This is a genomic window from Yoonia maritima, assembly GCF_003003285.1.
GTDB lineage: Bacteria > Pseudomonadota > Alphaproteobacteria > Rhodobacterales > Rhodobacteraceae > Yoonia > Yoonia maritima.
The window spans coordinates 214,807-230,578 of record NZ_PVTP01000002.1; the positions used below are offsets into that span (position 1 = coordinate 214,807).

General features: G+C 53.7%; 20 protein-coding genes. 10 read left to right on the plus strand and 10 right to left on the minus strand.

Translation table 11 applies throughout. From position 1 onward, the window contains the following. Positions 1-72: 72 nt before the first annotated feature. Entirely contained in the window at positions 73-1,368 is a 1,296-nt protein-coding gene (gene glyA / locus CLV80_RS03615) for a serine hydroxymethyltransferase (protein WP_106354914.1), read from the minus strand. Positions 1,369-1,554: 186 nt separating this feature from the next. On the opposite strand from glyA, the gene CLV80_RS03620 reads away from it, so the two are divergent. Further along, the gene (locus CLV80_RS03620) at positions 1,555-2,319 is read left to right on the plus strand and encodes an NAD kinase (RefSeq protein WP_106354916.1); all 765 of its coding nucleotides are present in this window, start codon (positions 1,555-1,557) and stop codon (positions 2,317-2,319) included. On the opposite strand, the gene CLV80_RS03625 is transcribed toward CLV80_RS03620, so the two are convergent. Both CLV80_RS03625 and CLV80_RS03630 read right to left on the minus strand, forming a co-directional pair. After that, a complete protein-coding gene (locus CLV80_RS03625; RefSeq protein ID WP_106354918.1) occupies positions 2,320-2,994 on the minus strand; it encodes a pentapeptide repeat-containing protein in 675 nt (224 codons plus the stop codon). It lies immediately after the preceding gene. A gap of 102 nt (positions 2,995-3,096) precedes the next feature. Then, positions 3,097-3,738: an NAD(P)H-dependent oxidoreductase gene (locus tag CLV80_RS03630; protein WP_106354920.1), complete on the minus strand. Its 642-nt coding sequence runs from the start codon at positions 3,736-3,738 to the stop codon at positions 3,097-3,099. 415 nt (positions 3,739-4,153) lie between these two features. On the opposite strand from CLV80_RS03630, the gene ihfB reads away from it, so the two are divergent. The 4 genes from ihfB to trpB all read left to right on the plus strand — a co-directional run bounded on the left by ihfB (position 4,154) and on the right by trpB (position 6,781). Next, complete coding sequence (gene ihfB, locus CLV80_RS03635; RefSeq protein ID WP_106354922.1) at positions 4,154-4,435, plus strand: integration host factor subunit beta; 282 nt, start codon at positions 4,154-4,156, stop codon at positions 4,433-4,435. A gap of 18 nt (positions 4,436-4,453) precedes the next feature. After that, positions 4,454-4,810, plus strand: a complete 357-nt coding sequence (locus CLV80_RS03640) for a lipopolysaccharide assembly protein LapA domain-containing protein (RefSeq protein ID WP_106354924.1) — start codon at positions 4,454-4,456, stop codon at positions 4,808-4,810. Beyond that, positions 4,810-5,460 carry a phosphoribosylanthranilate isomerase gene (locus CLV80_RS03645; protein WP_106354926.1) on the plus strand — a complete coding sequence of 217 codons (651 nt, stop codon included), beginning with the start codon at positions 4,810-4,812 and terminating at the stop codon, positions 5,458-5,460. Before CLV80_RS03640 ends, CLV80_RS03645 begins: the two co-directional genes overlap by 1 nt. 94 nt (positions 5,461-5,554) lie before the next feature. After that, positions 5,555-6,781 carry a tryptophan synthase subunit beta gene (gene trpB / locus CLV80_RS03650; protein ID WP_106354929.1) on the plus strand — a complete coding sequence of 409 codons (1,227 nt, stop codon included), beginning with the start codon at positions 5,555-5,557 and terminating at the stop codon, positions 6,779-6,781. A 136-nt stretch (positions 6,782-6,917) separates the two neighbouring features. Here the strand turns inward: trpB and CLV80_RS03655 are convergent, their stop codons facing one another. The 6 genes from CLV80_RS03655 to CLV80_RS03680 all read right to left on the minus strand — a co-directional run bounded on the left by CLV80_RS03655 (position 6,918) and on the right by CLV80_RS03680 (position 11,281). Beyond that, entirely contained in the window at positions 6,918-7,427 is a 510-nt protein-coding gene (locus CLV80_RS03655) for a hypothetical protein (RefSeq protein WP_106354932.1), read from the minus strand. 110 nt (positions 7,428-7,537) lie between these two features. Beyond that, positions 7,538-7,921, minus strand: coding sequence for a DUF2237 family protein (locus CLV80_RS03660; RefSeq protein ID WP_106354934.1), 384 nt, complete (start codon positions 7,919-7,921; stop codon positions 7,538-7,540). Beyond that, positions 7,899-9,074 (minus strand): serine hydrolase domain-containing protein, encoded by a 1,176-nt coding sequence (locus tag CLV80_RS03665; RefSeq protein WP_106354936.1) that lies wholly within the window; start codon positions 9,072-9,074, stop codon positions 7,899-7,901. Before CLV80_RS03665 ends, CLV80_RS03660 begins: the two co-directional genes overlap by 23 nt. Positions 9,075-9,135: 61 nt before the next feature. After that, the gene (locus tag CLV80_RS03670) at positions 9,136-10,161 is read right to left on the minus strand and encodes a DUF2332 domain-containing protein (protein WP_106354938.1); all 1,026 of its coding nucleotides are present in this window, start codon (positions 10,159-10,161) and stop codon (positions 9,136-9,138) included. Next, positions 10,158-10,832: an aminoacyl-tRNA hydrolase gene (gene pth / locus CLV80_RS03675; protein WP_106354940.1), complete on the minus strand. Its 675-nt coding sequence runs from the start codon at positions 10,830-10,832 to the stop codon at positions 10,158-10,160. The genes CLV80_RS03670 and pth overlap by 4 nt, the downstream gene beginning before the upstream one ends. A 32-nt stretch (positions 10,833-10,864) precedes the next feature. Further along, complete coding sequence (locus CLV80_RS03680; RefSeq protein ID WP_106354942.1) at positions 10,865-11,281, minus strand: MerR family transcriptional regulator; 417 nt, start codon at positions 11,279-11,281, stop codon at positions 10,865-10,867. 72 nt (positions 11,282-11,353) lie between these two features. Between CLV80_RS03680 and CLV80_RS03685 the strand changes: the two genes are divergently transcribed. The 3 genes from CLV80_RS03685 to CLV80_RS03695 all read left to right on the plus strand — a co-directional run bounded on the left by CLV80_RS03685 (position 11,354) and on the right by CLV80_RS03695 (position 12,871). Further along, positions 11,354-11,971: a cation efflux transmembrane domain-containing protein gene (locus CLV80_RS03685; protein WP_106354944.1), complete on the plus strand. Its 618-nt coding sequence runs from the start codon at positions 11,354-11,356 to the stop codon at positions 11,969-11,971. Positions 11,972-12,074: 103 nt separating this feature from the next. Next, positions 12,075-12,494, plus strand: a complete 420-nt coding sequence (locus CLV80_RS03690) for a hypothetical protein (protein WP_165793312.1) — start codon at positions 12,075-12,077, stop codon at positions 12,492-12,494. Further along, positions 12,488-12,871 (plus strand): hypothetical protein, encoded by a 384-nt coding sequence (locus CLV80_RS03695; RefSeq protein ID WP_106354948.1) that lies wholly within the window; start codon positions 12,488-12,490, stop codon positions 12,869-12,871. Before CLV80_RS03690 ends, CLV80_RS03695 begins: the two co-directional genes overlap by 7 nt. 83 nt (positions 12,872-12,954) lie before the next feature. Here CLV80_RS03695 and CLV80_RS03700 read toward each other — a convergent pair whose 3' ends face one another. Continuing rightward, positions 12,955-13,587 (minus strand): 50S ribosomal protein L25/general stress protein Ctc, encoded by a 633-nt coding sequence (locus CLV80_RS03700; RefSeq protein ID WP_106354950.1) that lies wholly within the window; start codon positions 13,585-13,587, stop codon positions 12,955-12,957. Positions 13,588-13,938: 351 nt separating this feature from the next. On the opposite strand from CLV80_RS03700, the gene CLV80_RS03705 reads away from it, so the two are divergent. Next, entirely contained in the window at positions 13,939-14,229 is a 291-nt protein-coding gene (locus CLV80_RS03705; RefSeq protein WP_207766499.1) for a hypothetical protein, read from the plus strand. Between the two features lie 64 nt (positions 14,230-14,293). Further along, positions 14,294-15,679, plus strand: a complete 1,386-nt coding sequence (locus CLV80_RS03710; RefSeq protein ID WP_106354954.1) for a PepSY-associated TM helix domain-containing protein — start codon at positions 14,294-14,296, stop codon at positions 15,677-15,679. The last annotated feature ends 93 nt before the right edge of the window (positions 15,680-15,772 follow it).

Consider the following 15,772-nt stretch of genomic DNA (forward strand, 5'->3'; position numbering starts at 1 on the left):
TTTTGATTAGGTGTTTGGCGACTAATCAGAACCCGCCCGGCATCAGGTGGGCCGAAGCCCACCCAACATTTCTTACAGGTTCGGGTACATCGGGAATTTGTCGCAGAGCGCTTCGACTTCGGCGCGGACTTTGGCTTCGACTGCTGCGTTGCCGTCTTCGCCGTTGGCGGCCAAACCGTCGGTGACTTCAACGATCCAGTCAGCGATTTGACGGAACTCGGCTTCGCCAAATCCGCGTGTTGTGCCTGCGGGTGAACCCAGACGGATGCCGGATGTGACCATTGGTTTTTCAGGGTCAAACGGGATGCCGTTTTTGTTGCAGGTGATATGCGCACGGCCTAGTGAGTTTTCAGTCGCGTTGCCTTTGACCCCTTTGGGGCGCAGGTCGACCAGCATTAGGTGGCTGTCGGTGCCGCCGGATACGATATCAAGGCCACCTTTCATCAGCTGATCAGCCAATGCTTGGGCGTTTTTGACGACTTGCTCTTGGTAGGTTTTGAACTCTGGGCGCAGGGCTTCGCCGAAGGCAACAGCTTTACCCGCGATGACATGCATCAGTGGGCCGCCTTGGATGCCGGGGAAGATAGCAGAGTTCACCTTTTTCGCGATGTCCGCGTCGTTGGTGCAGATCATGCCGCCGCGCGGGCCGCGCAATGTTTTGTGCGTGGTTGTTGTCGCAACATGTGCGTGTGGGAACGGCGATGGGTAGATGCCTGCCGCAACCAGACCTGCAAAGTGGGCCATATCAACCATCAGAATGGCGCCAACGCTGTCTGCAATCTCGCGCATTTTTGCAAAATCAATGATGCGTGGGATAGCGGAACCGCCTGCGATGATCATCTTTGGCTGGTGCTCGGTCGCAAGCGCCTGCACCTCGTCATAATCCAGCAGGCTGTCCTGACGACGCACACCGTATTGGATCGCGTTGTAGATTTTACCTGATTGGTTTGGTTTTGCACCGTGTGTCAGGTGGCCACCTGCGTCTAGCGACATGCCCAAAATGGTATCGCCCGGTTTGATCAGTGCGTTGTAGACGCCTTGGTTCGCCTGAGAGCCAGAGTTCGGCTGCACGTTCACATATTCACAGCCAAACAATTGCTTGGCACGGTCAATCGCAAGGTTTTCCGCAACGTCGACAAATTCGCAGCCACCATAGTAACGGCGACCCGGGTAACCTTCGGCATATTTGTTTGTCATTACGCTGCCTTGGGCTTCCATCACGGCGGCGGATACGATGTTTTCGGATGCGATCAGTTCGATCTCTTTGCGCTGGCGGCCCAGTTCGCCTTGGATCGCGGCGTGGATTTCTGGATCACGTGTATCCAGTGTTTCGGTGAAAAAGCCGGCGTCGCGGACTGCAGATGTCATGGATGTTTTCCCTTCTCAGGTGCCAAAAGCGGTAAGACTGGCCCCTCATACCGTAGGAATGCCCTGTTCTAAAGCATCAAAACGACCATGATCTTTATGAGCGCGTCATGAAGGTTTCGTATCGGCGTCTTGCGTTTCAGGTGCGATCCAATCAGAACTATCCAGAACAAGAGGAAACTTTCGCTAATGTCGCAGCCTAAAATAGCTTTTGTCGCCAGTCCTGTCCCGACAGCACAAAGCGCATTGCGTGAGTTATCGGAACGGTATGGCGATGTGCCGCCGGATCAGGCTGATGTGATCGTGGCCTTAGGTGGTGATGGTTTCATGCTTGATACTTTGCACGGAACCAAAGGGCTGGATGTGCCTGTGTATGGCATGAACCGTGGCACGGTTGGCTTCTTGATGAATGAATACCATGCCGAAGATCTGGTTGAACGACTGAATGCCGCTGTGGAGGAGGTCATCAACCCGCTAGCCATGACGGCCCTTACTGTCGATGGAAATATGCACGAGGCACTGGCCATCAACGAGGTTAGCCTTCTGCGCGCGGGCCCACAGGCGGCAAAGTTACGTATTACAGTGGATAGTAAACTGCGTATGCCCGAACTGGTGTGCGACGGCGCGTTGTTGGCAACGCCCGCGGGATCGACCGCCTATAACTATTCCGCGCACGGTCCGATCTTGCCGATTGGTTCTGATGTTTTGGCCCTGACCGCCATGTCTGCATTCCGTCCCCGTCGCTGGCGCGGTGCGCTGCTGCCAAAACGCGCTGTGGTGCGGTTCGACGTAATCGACCCCGGCAAACGCCCGGTTATGGCCGACGCTGACGGAAAATCAGTACGCAATGTTGCTAGTGTGGAGATTAGGTCAGAACCAATGGTCAAACACCGGATACTATTTGATCCGGGTCATGGGCTGGAAGAACGACTGATCAGAGAACAGTTTGTTTGATCAAAATACCTGTAGCCCAAGCTGACTAAGAAGGTCCGCAGCCTGCTGTTTGGATATAATTGCGCCTTTGTAGCGTTTTGAGTCAGATATTTGGATGCCGCCAAGGTTCGCACCACGTAGGTCCGCGCCTTCGAAGCGGCAGTCATGCAGGCGGGCGTCCTGCAGAAGGCAGTCCTCGAACACCGTTTCTCGAAAATCGCAGTTGCGCAGATCAGCCTCGCTAAAGTCGATCTGGGTCAACGTGGACTTTTTGAAAGAGAAACCAGATATGGCGGCCATGACGAAGAGGACTTCATGCACGGTTAAATCCAATGCGCGTACTTCTGTCATCTCTGTTCCGGTCATTTTGCAACGCATGACATTGGCAGATGAAAGGGTGGCACCGCGAAAGTTGCTGTTGCTGAAGTCACCCCCGTCGATGGTCGCCTCTGTTAGGTCTGCACCGGGGAAGTTCGCGCCTGTCGCACGGCAGCCTTTGAAATGGCTTCGTTCAAGCCGGGTGCTGCTGAAATCGGCATGCGAGAGGTTGCAGCCTTCGAACGTCCAGCCAGATAGATCAAGCCGCGAAAAATTTAGTGCGCTCAGGTCGCAGTTTCTGAGGGTTTGAGGCTGACCTGCCTTACTTAGACGTTCTAGCGCAGATTGCGTCGGTGGGTCGGTGATCGGTGTAGTCATCTTGTTTGCCTTTGCTGGGGCCACGACAACCCATGTCCGTATCGAAAAAGCTCTGACATAATACACTATGCCAGAGCTAATCTCATTTACTTTGGTCACGCCTTAGTTGGCTGCGTTAACCCGCGTGATGAACTTGTCAGCGTCGCGCCGAACCTTGGTCTGGCCATTCAGCCAGTCACCTTCTGGGTCGCGGTAACCGAGTGGCATGATAGCAACCGAGCGCAGGCCGCGTTCGCGCAGGCCTAGGATTTCGTCGAATTTGTCGGCTTCAAAGCCTTCCATTGGCGTGCTGTCGACTTCTTCGAATGCGGCGGCGGTTAGCGCGATGCCGAGCCCGATGTAGGCTTGGCGGGCGGCATGTTCAAAGTTCACGTCCGCAGGGCGAGACAGATACATACCTTTCAGGCGGTCGTAGTAACCCGTCAATGCTTCGGTCAAACCACCACGGGCGGCAGCAGTGTCGCTTACCACGCCGTCAATGCGTTCTTCGGTATAGTTATCCCAAGCGGCGAAGACCAACACATGGCTGCCATCGACAAGCTGGGCTTGGTCGAACGCGGCGTCTTTTAGCTTGGCGCGTACAGCTGGATCCGTCACGACGACCACTTCGAATGGCTGCAGGCCACTAGAGGTCGGTGCAAGGCGCGTTGCCTCGAGGATGGCGTCGACTTTTTCAGCTGAGACTGATTTGGTCGGATCCATTTTTTTTGTGGCGTAGCGCCAATTCAAGCGATCGAGAAGCATTTTAGGTGTCCTGTTTTGCGAGGTAGATGCGTGCATCATTGTTATGTTCAACAGTTGATGGCTGCCGTTAAGTTTCGGAACCCTGTGGCGGCGCACATGTTGTGTGTTTCACTGCACAGCTTGCATGTCGACGGGAAACAAAGGGGTTCTAAAATTGATCAAATGGTCAATATCTATTTGGTGCTGCTGTAAGTCCGAATCGTTAATTTATGCTGTGCTGCAGAAAACGGGACGATTCGCCGTATCATAGGTGTGACGGCATCAAACAGGCATAATAATCATGATTAGGCACGATTTTTGGGCGAATTCCCCGCGTCAGCGCTATTTCCCGAAGGCAGCAAACTGCCTATAGTCGTTTGAAAAGCGGGGACAAACCCGCAGTATGTGATATGTGTATTTTGGGAGGCTACTTGTTATGATCCGTTCTGAATTGATTCAAAAAATCGCCGATGAAAACCCTCATTTGTATCAGCGCGATGTCGAAAAAATTGTGAATACTATCTTTGAAGAAATCACGGACGCTATGTCGCGCGGTGATCGTGTCGAATTACGTGGCTTTGGCGCGTTTTCGGTGAAAAAACGTGACCAGCGTATCGGCCGTAACCCTCGCACGGGAGAAGCTGTCGAAGTTGAAGAAAAACATGTTCCGTTTTTCAAGACAGGAAAGCTCTTGCGGGATCGCTTAAACGGTAACTAAGAGGGTACAGAGAGTACTATGAAAACCATTCGTTATGTCTTTTGGGCCATCGTTGGCTTGTGTTTGATCCTGATCGGGTTGGCGAACCGCGATGCAGTGACTGTGCGCGCGATGCCGACGCCCGTCGCGGATTTGCTCGGTCTGTCGCCTGACATTCAGCTGCCGTTGTTTATCGTTATATTCTTAGGGGTTGGCGCGGGGCTACTGATTGGTTTCCTTTGGGAATGGGTGCGCGAGCATCGTATTCGCGCAGAATCCCGTATCAAAACCCGTGAACTAGACGCCTTGCGCCGTGAGGTTAAAAAGCTTCGCGGTGAGGCAGTTGGCGCGAAAAGTAGTGATGATGTTCTAGCGCTGTTGGAAAACGCAAGCTGATGGACGCTGGCATTCGGATTAAGGTTTGCGGTCTTCGGACCGCTGCTGATGTGCTGTCTGCGGCAGATGCGGGCGCGACTTACCTTGGGTTCAACTTCTTTCCGAAGTCACCGCGCTATGTCAATTTTGACGAAGCCGGTGATCTTGCTGTGGATGTGCCTGTTGGCGTCGCCAAAGTAGGGCTTGTTGTGAATGCTGACAATGCGCTGCTTGATGCGCTAACGGATCGCGTACCTCTTGATATGTTGCAGCTTCACGGGAGCGAGACACCAGAGCGGGTTGCCGAAATTCGCGCGCGTTATGGGCTGCCAGTGATGAAAGTGTTGGGCATATCGGGCACAGCGGACATGGATGCCATTGATGTCTATAGCGCGGTTGCAGACCAGTTGATGCTGGATGCAAAGCCGCCAAAAGACGCTGTTTTACCCGGTGGAAATGGGATCAGCTTTGATTGGTCGCTGTTGTCAGGGCGTAAATACTGGACCAAACCCTGGATGCTTGCCGGTGGATTGAACGCTGAGAACGTTGCCGAGGCGATCATGCGCACGGGGACAAAGCAGGTTGATGTTGCTTCGGGTGTTGAATCTGCGCCCGGTATTAAAGACGCCAATCTAATGAAGGCTTTCTGCGCGGCTGCACGAAGCGCGTAAAATCCAGCGGTCCCGGTATTTCCTGGGCCGCATTTGCTTTACCATCCTGACCAATGTCGATAGTCCTGACGGGCACGATACAAAGAGGTGTGACATGCCCAACGATCTATTCAATAGCTTCATGACGGGTCCCGATGAAAAGGGACGTTTTGGTGATTTTGGGGGCCGTTTTGTTTCGGAAACCCTGATGCCGCTGATCCTCGAACTTGAGGAGCAGTATGAATTTGCCAAGACGGACGATGCGTTCTGGGCAGAGATGAATGATCTGTGGACCAACTATGTTGGCCGTCCTAGTCCCTTGTATCACGCTGAACGCCTCTCAGAGCATCTGGGCGGCGCTAAGATTTATCTTAAGCGTGACGAATTGAACCACACTGGCGCACATAAAATCAACAACGTGCTTGGTCAGATCATTCTGGCCCGTCGGATGGGTAAGACCCGCATTATCGCTGAAACAGGTGCTGGACAGCACGGTGTTGCGACGGCGACAGTTTGTGCGAAATTCGGTCTAAAATGTGTGGTCTATATGGGTGCACATGACGTTGAACGTCAAGCACCGAACGTATTCCGTATGCGTCTGTTAGGTGCCGAAGTTGTACCTGTGACCTCTGGTCGTGGTACATTGAAAGACGCAATGAACGATGCGCTGCGTGATTGGGTAACCAACGTTCGCGACACCTTCTATTGCATCGGTACGGTTGCGGGCCCACACCCTTATCCTGCGATGGTCCGTGATTTTCAGGCGATCATTGGCAAAGAAACCAAAGAACAGATGCAAGCCGCCGAAGGCCGTTTGCCTGATACATTGGTTGCTGCGATCGGTGGCGGATCAAATGCCATGGGCCTGTTCTTTCCGTTCCTTGACGACAAGGACGTCAACATCATCGGCGTAGAGGCCGGCGGCAAAGGCGTGAACGCCAAGATGGAACATTGCGCGTCACTAACGGGTGGTCGACCCGGTGTGCTGCACGGAAACCGGACGTACCTGCTACAAGACGACGATGGCCAAATTTTGGAAGGCTTCAGCATCTCGGCTGGCCTTGATTACCCTGGTATCGGACCAGAGCACGCATGGCTCCACGAAATTGGCCGCGCGAAATACGTGTCGATCACTGATGTCGAAGCGCTTGAGGCGTTTCAGCTGTGCTGTGCGCTGGAGGGGATCATTCCTGCGTTGGAACCGTCCCACGCGTTGGCGCATGTGATGAAGATCGCGCCGACACTGCCCAAAGATCACCTGCTGGTCATGAATATGTGTGGGCGCGGCGACAAAGATATCTTTACCGTCGCCAAGCACCTTGGCTTTGATATGAAGACATAAGCGGCTTTTGGAATGACCGGGGCAGGGGGATTTTCTGCTTCGGTTGTTGCCATCATTGCATCAACAAAGACCCCCATGAGTTGGGCACGACTTGTTACGTCTGCCTTGCAGGAAATTTCGTTGATTTGGCTAAGGATCAGAAGCCGTTGGTTACGCTGACCCAAGCATCAACGGTTGATCCGCCGATGTTTTCTTTGCCAGCTGTTATCGTCGCGCTGCCGTGCCCGCCCGATTTATTGTTGACGCCCAGCATTATTGAACCGCTGATGTCGATTCCTAACCCGGTCTGATTTGACTGCGGTTCACTGGCTGCTGACATCGCGGCCTGTCGCGCGGCGCCTTGCTGGCTGACGGGCATGTCCAAGATAAGGTCTGATAGGACTTCACCTGTCGTCTGACTTACAATCACCTCGCGTCTGTGAACGCCATTGTTTGCCATGATCCGTGTGCGGCCCAGCGTCGTGGCCGAGACGTCTTCGATTTCATAATTGGTCACAACCAAGCCGTTCACAACATCATGATAGTCGCGGTTCTGCGCGATTTCGTAAGTTTCGGCTAAACCGCTAAGGTCGGCGTTTTGCGCTATGCCCACGGTTGGGATGCTTGCAGTAATGCATAACATAGGCAGGATGTGATGAATGGCCATGGTCAATTCTCCGGTGCTGGGTGCCTTGGTTTAGGCCGGTTTTCCGTATGCTGCTATGCGTCTGAAGTTGGATTTTGAGGTTTTCTACGCGTGCGATGATAGGGCATTTTTCAGATAGCAGGGCGTTCGGTCGCATAAATCCGCAGCACATCGATCGATACGATTTCAAGCGCTCGGACATGGGTGCCGTGCAAATTGACTTGCGGTGCGCAGCCTTCTTCGTGTGCTTGCAGGAACCGGCTTGCACATAGGCACCAGCTGTCGCCAGCTTTTAACCCTGAAAATCCATACTCGGGGCGCGGTGTGCTTAGATCGTTGCCGACGTATTTCGAATAGGCCAGAAATTCATCCGTCATCACGGCGCAAACTGTATGGCTGCCTTGGTCTTGGGCGCAGGTATCGCATGATCCATTGCGAAAGAACCCGGTCATCGGATCTGTAGAGCAAGGGATCAAGCTGCTGCCTAGGACGTTAAAGGACGGGTCTTTTTCCATGGTTTTTCAGGCTTTCTGCGATCTCTTGAAAGATCACTTCGTTTTCGCGGCTGACGCCATCTTCGCGGAATGCCCGGTCGGCACTATGCGTGGCGATGACGACGTTGTTGATACGATCAATGTAAATGTATTGCCCGTAAATGCCACGGGCCAAAAACTGTCCGTCTTCGTATCCAAGCGGTATCCACCATTGGTATCCATATCTGATTTCATCAGGTGCGGTTTTTGCGCTCGCGGTTGTTGACGCGGTGACCCAATCCTCGGGCACGATTTGTTTGCCGTTCCATTGACCACCCTGTGCCATCATTTGCCCAAAGCGGGCATTGTCGCGGGTTGTGCAATTCAAGCCGCCCAAAACAAACGCCACGCCATTGCCATCAGTAAGGTAGTAGGGGGCTTGTTCCATTCCCAGAGGCGTGATGATCTTGTCGTGCAGCAGTTCCGTGATGCCGCGCCCTGTTGCACCTCGAATGACCATCCCGATGATGTGAGTGTCGATGGACACATATTCCATCCGTTCACCGGGCTGTGCCGCGCTTTTGGTTTGCTGTTTTGCAAAGCCATCCATTGACCCGCCAAGCGCAAGAACCCGGCCCATCCGGTTAATGTCGGAAAAGAACGCGAGGTAGTCTTCGTCAAAGGCAAGGCCCGACGACATTTGCAGAACGTCTTTGATTGTCGCATCTTTATAGGCGGTGCCGGATAGTTCGGGCGCGTATTTGGTGACAGGGTCGTCAATGCTTTCGATTGCGCCTTCGGCCAAGACCACGCCAAACAGCGCCGACAGATAGCTTTTTGATACTGACCAGTTGATCCGTAGATCATTTGGCCCAGTGCCGTGAAAGTAGTCTTCGAATACCAATTCACCGTCTTTTAGTACGACCAATGCGGTCACGTTGCGGTCTTTGATCCACTGATACGCCTGCGGCGGTAGTGTAGCAGTTGTGCCTGTCTTAAGCGGTATTGAAGCGGATGAAGCAGGAAGTTGATCCGACAGGAACACGGAGTTCATGTGCGAGAAATTATGCACGATCTTGTCGGCTGAAAACAGGTTCAGCACATGGCGTATTCGTCCAAGCTCGGCCCGTTTCCAAAATGCTAAGGCCGCTAAGCCGCCAACAGTGGCGATTGCCGCCGAAGATATTATGTTCATTATGTTTTCCGTCGTAATTCACCTGAACATGCCTTGCCGAGCCTAGCGTTGCAATGCGTGTTTATGGGGCGGCCCAATGCACCCAGCGCCCATGAAAGTCAGCGCGTCCGAGAGGTATGGTTAAGTCGCCCGGCCATAGGCGCAGCGTTAGCGCCGCTCCGGGGCTTTGATCGTCTGCCTCCATCGCGAACCAAGCAAGAGGCGTATCATCTGTTGCAGCTTCGCCCGCTTTGGCAATCGCCGCCGTTCCTTCGGCCTGTTTGTCCGCTGGGAAATACTGCCAAGCGATGGTGCTGTAGATCATGTGCAGCTCGCCCGGTTTATGGTGAAGCCGGGAGCGCAGCCAATCAATCGCATCGCCTTGATCAACAGGTGTCTGAGCTGCGGCAATGGCCGCCTGAGTGAGTCGCAGCCGTTCGGGTTGATCTGGCCATAGGTAGGCTTGCAAGCGTAGTGCGTCGCTTTGCGGGTTAAGCGGGTTCAAATCCACGCCTGCGCGGTCAATCACGTTTGGCTGGGCCTTTGGGGGCAGGGGGCCTGTCCAATCAGGGCGTAGCGTGAGGACTGGGTCAATGGGGCCAAAACGCTGCCCGCTAACCTCTAATGCATAGCGATCCCACTGTAGGTTCAGCCCGGCACTTGCGCCCAACTCGGATGTGCGGATTGGCAGCCCAAAGCGATCAGCCAAGAAATACCCTACTGCGATCAAAGCAGCAGACCTTCGGACTTCGTTGGTTTGAGGTGCGCTGTTCAGCCACGTCATGATGGTTGGGGATTGGTCGCACAGTGTCCGGCTGACTGCCTGCCATAAAATGTCGTCTGACACGGCATTGGGTGGATAGACTGCATCAAGCACAGCGTCGCCATTCAGGCGTAGGGCATGTAGCGCACCAGCAAGCCGCAAGGGCACCGATTGGCTGCGCGGACTTAGATCACCTTGCCATTCGAATATTCGATCTGTGACCGGGCAGTTAGGCCATTCGCGCGTCGCGCAAAGGCCCATGAGTTGGCCCATAAAGGGCGACCCGAGTTCCATGCAGGATTGGGATTGATTGGCGAATGCCGCAGAGACATTCGCGGGGGTCACCGAAAGCGATCCACCAGCTTTTGCATAGGCGACCGCGAGTCGTTGTCTGGCTCTGGGGCTGCAACCGTTGGCTTCGGTTTTGGCTTGCTTGTCGATGACCGCGGGGGCGCGACGCGTAGCGCAATCGCATTCAGGAACTTTGGCCCGTCACCCGCAACAAGATCAGCGATGCCATCACTGATCCCGCGCATTTCATCGTCCAGCCATTCAGCGTCAGACTTGGCAAAATCGCGCAGCACGTATCCTGCAACCGCATCCTTGTGGCCGGGGTGTCCGATGCCCATTCGCACGCGGTCATAATCAGGACCGATATGCCCGTGGATAGACCGCAATCCGTTGTGTCCCGCATGACCGCCACCTGTTTTCAGGCGAACCTTGCCGGGGGCAAGATCCAGCTCATCGTGGAACACAATGATGTCTTCGGGTGCAAGTTTAAGATAGCGCATTGCCTCGCCAACAGATTGGCCAGACAGGTTCATGAATGTTTCAGGTTTGAGCAGGGCAACCTTTTCAGAACCAAATCGCCCTTCGGAGATTTGTCCTTGGAATTTGCTGCGCCACGGTGAAAAACCGTGGTCTGCTGCGATAACATCCATGGCCATAAAGCCGATGTTGTGACGATTTTGCGCGTATTTCGCGCCGGGATTACCTAGGCCTACGATAAGTTTCATAGCGTTTACTTAACCCATGCCGCACCGCAGCGCTAGTGCGCCGTTTCGCACAGGCCGTGATCGGCAAGAGATGTCAGAACATAGCAGTCGCTTGCCCGCCCTTTTCCGTCGCAATGGGTGGCGATCCGGACCAGTTCCGTTTCCAGCCGCTGCAAGCGTGCAATCTTGGCACGCACGTCATCAAGTTGGGCTGTAGCAATCGCATTTGCGGTCGCACATGAATGATCAGGGCGATCGTTCAAATCAATCAGCGCACGTATCGCCTCGATGGTGAAGCCCAGATCGCGGGCGTGTTTGATAAAGCCCAACCTGTCCAGCCCAGCCTGTGTATAGCGTCGCTGATTTCCGGCCGTGCGCTCCGGTTCGGGCATTAGTCCCATTTCTTCGTAGTAACGAATAGTTGGAATTTTCACCCCTGTTCGGTCAGAAAGCGCGCCGATGGAAAACATCTGAAAAACCTCTTGAACCTCTAGTTACTAGAGACGTTAGATCATGAGTCGCAAAGATGAAAGGATATTAAGATGGCAGGTTGTTGTGGGCATGATGCCCAATTTGAAGGGGTGTCAGGCGACTATAAACGGCGTCTTTGGGCAGTTATCGCGATTAATGCGGGGATGTTCGTGGTCGAGATGACAGCCGGACATATGGCGCGCAGCCAAGCATTGCAGGCCGACGCGTTGGATTTCTTTGGTGATGCAGTGACCTATGGCATTTCACTGGCCGTAATTGGCGCGTCTTTACGGGTGCGCAGCACTGCCGCATTGGCCAAAGGGATCAGCCTGTTGTTGATGGGGCTTTGGGTGTTCGGGACAACAGCATACCGAGTCTTTGCTGTCGGCGTTCCAACCGCAGAAGTGATGGGGATTATCGGTTTTCTGGCGCTCATCGCCAACCTTGCCAGCGTGGGACTGTTAATGCGTTACAAAGACGGCGACGCAAACGTGCGGTCCGTCTGGCTATGTTCACGCAACGACGCGATTGGGAATATTGCGGTTATGATTGCAGCCCTTGGTGTTTGGGGAACCGCGACGGGCTGGCCGGACTTGATTGTTGCTGCGATCATGGCTGCGCTATTTTTGTCTTCTGCGGTGCAGATTATCGGACAGTCGTTGGCCGAACAAAGACAACGATTGACCTAGGGCGACATGCGCTAGGTTCGTATCGCTAGGCCGCATGAAGTGTGTGGTCTAGCGTGAAACCATGCGTTAGGTTTCTTCAAAACCAATTTATTTGAAGCGAACTATGATGGAACATTTTGAAACACTTGGCGATGTTTTCGCGCCGAGTGACCTAATAATGCGGCGACGAAGGTTTGCGAAATGCGTTTTGAATGCTGTATTCACTGTGCTTACTATCACGTTTGCGGTTGTGACTTGCTTATTGGCTTTAGAATGGCACAACTTGCCTCCTGTCAGCGATCAGGCCGATAGTTTTATAGTCGCGATTGGCGTCCTCTGCGCTACATGGCTTGCGCTGAGTCTGATGCTGCAGATTGCCAAAAAGAGATTGGCACATCCGAAACTACATCCGCTGATAGGTGGCGATCGCCAAAATTTCATGCGCGATCTCCGGCTTGATCAAAAAACGGTTATTTTGATGGCAGCAATATCTATCACTTTGGACGTGACAATGGGGTGGATGCGCAGCCACTGGGTATGCTAGCACATGCGCTTCGTGAGGAAGGGTACCGCATCGTTTGTTTTTTTGATGCGAATATTTTCTTTACGCTCACTGAGCATGGCGGTGTGGGCGCGCAAACGCGGCATTCATTTTCCGTCCTTGCAGATATTTTCGGGCTGGAGGGCAACGAAATCTACGTTGTTCCAAGCGGTGTTCAGGCTGATGGCTATGTCTTGGAAAGCTTGAAGTATTTGCCCATATCGTTCGCTGTAACGAATGATCGATTTCGCGATTATGAGGCACTTTATCCGGCTGTAATGAAAAGCAACCAGTGGCGGAAAGGTGTCGTCTTTTCAAAAGGTGAGGTTAAACTGTTGCAACACCGGTTTTCAGTCACGTTAAAAATCGACAGACAGTGAAAAGAAAATTGTGTTTGATTGGTTTGTTGTAACGAAAAAGGGCACCCGATTGGGTGCCCTTTGATCCACGCGTCTGCGTTGGATTATTCTGCAGCGGCTTCTTCAGTCGCGCCTTCTTCTGCTTCATCTTCATCGTCGGCAGCCAGCGTACGTGGTGCTGCGATGTTTGCGATGACGAAGTCACGGTCGATAACCGATTTCGCACCTTCAGGAAGTGTGACTTCGCTGATGTGGATGGTGTCGCCCATTTCGTGAGACGCCAGATCAATAGTCAGGTGATCAGGAATGTCGCCAGCCAGAACGTCAAGTTCGACTTCGTTACGAACAACAGTCAGCGTGCCGCCTTTTTTGATACCTGGGCATGTGTCTGCGTTAACAAACTCAACAGGGATGAAAAGCTTCACACGGCTTGTGCGCTTAAGGCGCATCAGGTCGATGTGACGTGGCAAGTCTTTGACAACGTCGCGCTGAACGCCGCGGCAGATCACACGTACGTCTTCTTGGCCTTCAACCTTGAGGTTGAAAAGCGTAGACATAAAGCGGCCTTTGCGCAGCATAGTCAGCAGGTAGTTGAATGGGATGCTAATGGATTGCGGCTCTGCGCCACCACCATAAACAATGCCAGGTACGTCGCCATCACGGCGAGCTTGGCGGGCGGCCCCCTTGCCTGTCCCCGCGCGTACCTTGGCGTTAAGATCTGGGATCTTTCCAGCCATAGTCATATTCCTTAATGTAGGGGCCCGCCTCCAAGGGTGTCCGAGCCCGATGAAGCCCGCGCTATAGGCGAGATTCGCGCGTTTGGAAAGCCATTTTCACCTTTTAAACAGTGTTTTTGTTCGAAAGGGTCATATCGTGGTCGGTAGGGGGCTTTGTGCCGTCGCCTTGGTGACACCACAAGGGCTTTAGCGCGCTAGGTTTGTTTGCTTCCGGTCACCATGCCTGCGTCAAAACCGCGCTCGCGCTCGTCAGATAATCCCGATACACCGATCCCCATGCATCACAAATTTGGCATCATCAGTAGGCTTTTTATTACCTTGGCATTGTTCATTGCCTTGGCGGCTGCGGGCATGTCGACAATATCAAAGAAACCTGTGCTGACCGCTGACCTTGCCGCATATTTGGCTACTGGTGGGTCATTTGCTGACCTTTGTGGTGATACGACTGATCCAAGCAAAGCGGCATTTTCGCATTGTGCTGCCTGTCATTTGATTGCAGCCGCGGTACTGCCACCTGTTTGCTATGGCCTGCCGCAGGTTGTGACTGGTGACTATGATCAGCTGATCGCAGTTGCCCAAAATATCCGGAACGCGCAACGCTTAGACCCTGCGCGCCTGTCGCGGGCACCGCCCCAAGCCTGATCTCTCCCTCAATTGAGTTCAACACATCTGCCAATCGGCAGAGCAATAGGCTTGGAGCCAACTTATGACGACGACTGATACGAATGCGCAGCCTGCGGGTGGCGTGAATAAACTTTATTTTGCTGCATGGCGCTGGCACTTTTATGCGGGCCTTGTGGTGATCCCATTCCTGACCATCCTTGCGGTGACAGGTATGTTAATGCTGTGGATCGCCTGGATTGATGGGCGGGACGGGGAACGCACTGCGGTAACACCACAAGACATAGTAGCCCCGATTTCCACCCAAGCAGATGCTGCGATGGCTGCCATCCCTGATGGGGTATTGAAGCAATATGTTGCCCCACGGACCGACGATGTCGCGGCGCTATTTCGTGTGGATCAAGGGGGAGACGCTATTATGGTCGCTGTTGACCCATACACGGCACAGGTGATCGAAACCTTTCCGCGGCGAAGCGGCTGGTACGACTTTGTCGACGGTATCCATAGTGATCTAATGCTTGGCGTGGCAGGGGATCGAATGCTTGAGACGGCAGCGTCGCTTTGCCTCGTTCTGGTAGCGACTGGCTTGTACATGTGGTGGCCGCGGGAAGGCGGTTGGAAACGGGCTTTGTTACCGACATTCGGGCGCGGGCGCAGTCTTTGGAAATCTTTGCACGGCGTTGTGGGAATTTGGGTGTCTGTGATTTTGGTGCTCTTTTTGATTTCAGGTCTGTCGTGGGCTGGAATTTGGGGCGGCAAAATGGTCCAAGCTTGGAGCCAGTTTCCGGCTGAGAAATGGGATAACGTCCCGCTATCGGACGAGACACATGCCAGCATGAACCATAACCGTCATGAAGTCCCATGGGCGCTAGAGCAAACGCCGATGCCTGCGTCGGGCAGCGATGCGGGGCAGGTTGCCATCACGGGTGCGGTGACAATCGATACGGTCGATGCATTTGCGCGCGAGATCGGCTTTGATGCGCGGTATCAGCTAAACGTGCCGAGCGGCGACGCTGGCGTTTGGACCCTAAGCCGCGATTCAATGAGTACAGATAGCACTAACCCAACGTCTGACCGGACGGTGCATGTTGACCAGTTTACAGGTAAAGTTCTGGCTGATGTACGCTACGCAGACTATTCGCTTGCTGGCAAAGCAATGGCTGTTGGGATTGCGTTGCATATGGGCACGATGGGCCTATGGAGCGTGCTTGCCAACACAGTCGTTTGCTTGGCCGTTGTATTTCTATGCGTCAGTGCGCTTGTACTTTGGTGGAAACGCCGCCCAACAAAAGCTGGCCGTCTTGCTGCGCCGCCCATGCCCAAAGAACTGCCGCTTTGGCAGGGCGCAGCATTGGTCGGATTGGGTGTGTCGATGGCATTCCCGATGGCTGGCCTTGCGCTGCTAACGGTACTTGCGATTGATACGCTGATCCTGTCGCGGATACCGAAATTGCGTGCGGTGTTGAACTAAGCGACGACCGCGCACCTCTTTGATTTGTGGGTGCGCGGTTATCGCCTTTGTGGCAGCGGAAATTTGAAACTTGCTTTGGGAAAAATTATCGGT

Bases quoted from the DNA above. Each gene is read 5' to 3' on its own strand.
- glyA (WP_106354914.1), bottom strand. From the start codon at position 1,368: ATGACATCTGCAGTCCGCGACGCCGGCTTTTTCACCGAAACACTGGAT.
- CLV80_RS03620 (WP_106354916.1), top strand. From the start codon at position 1,555: ATGTCGCAGCCTAAAATAGCTTTTGTCGCCAGTCCTGTCCCGACAGCA.
- CLV80_RS03625 (WP_106354918.1), bottom strand. From the start codon at position 2,994: ATGACTACACCGATCACCGACCCACCGACGCAATCTGCGCTAGAACGT.
- CLV80_RS03630 (WP_106354920.1), bottom strand. From the start codon at position 3,738: ATGCTTCTCGATCGCTTGAATTGGCGCTACGCCACAAAAAAAATGGAT.
- ihfB (WP_106354922.1), top strand. From the start codon at position 4,154: ATGATCCGTTCTGAATTGATTCAAAAAATCGCCGATGAAAACCCTCAT.
- CLV80_RS03640 (WP_106354924.1), top strand. From the start codon at position 4,454: ATGAAAACCATTCGTTATGTCTTTTGGGCCATCGTTGGCTTGTGTTTG.
- CLV80_RS03645 (WP_106354926.1), top strand. From the start codon at position 4,810: ATGGACGCTGGCATTCGGATTAAGGTTTGCGGTCTTCGGACCGCTGCT.
- trpB (WP_106354929.1), top strand. From the start codon at position 5,555: ATGCCCAACGATCTATTCAATAGCTTCATGACGGGTCCCGATGAAAAG.
- CLV80_RS03655 (WP_106354932.1), bottom strand. From the start codon at position 7,427: ATGGCCATTCATCACATCCTGCCTATGTTATGCATTACTGCAAGCATC.
- CLV80_RS03660 (WP_106354934.1), bottom strand. From the start codon at position 7,921: ATGGAAAAAGACCCGTCCTTTAACGTCCTAGGCAGCAGCTTGATCCCT.
- CLV80_RS03665 (WP_106354936.1), bottom strand. From the start codon at position 9,074: ATGAACATAATATCTTCGGCGGCAATCGCCACTGTTGGCGGCTTAGCG.
- pth (WP_106354940.1), bottom strand. From the start codon at position 10,832: ATGAAACTTATCGTAGGCCTAGGTAATCCCGGCGCGAAATACGCGCAA.
- CLV80_RS03680 (WP_106354942.1), bottom strand. From the start codon at position 11,281: ATGTTTTCCATCGGCGCGCTTTCTGACCGAACAGGGGTGAAAATTCCA.
- CLV80_RS03685 (WP_106354944.1), top strand. From the start codon at position 11,354: ATGGCAGGTTGTTGTGGGCATGATGCCCAATTTGAAGGGGTGTCAGGC.
- CLV80_RS03690 (WP_165793312.1), top strand. From the start codon at position 12,075: ATGATGGAACATTTTGAAACACTTGGCGATGTTTTCGCGCCGAGTGAC.
- CLV80_RS03695 (WP_106354948.1), top strand. From the start codon at position 12,488: ATGCTAGCACATGCGCTTCGTGAGGAAGGGTACCGCATCGTTTGTTTT.
- CLV80_RS03700 (WP_106354950.1), bottom strand. From the start codon at position 13,587: ATGGCTGGAAAGATCCCAGATCTTAACGCCAAGGTACGCGCGGGGACA.
- CLV80_RS03705 (WP_207766499.1), top strand. From the start codon at position 13,939: ATGTCGACAATATCAAAGAAACCTGTGCTGACCGCTGACCTTGCCGCA.
- CLV80_RS03710 (WP_106354954.1), top strand. From the start codon at position 14,294: ATGACGACGACTGATACGAATGCGCAGCCTGCGGGTGGCGTGAATAAA.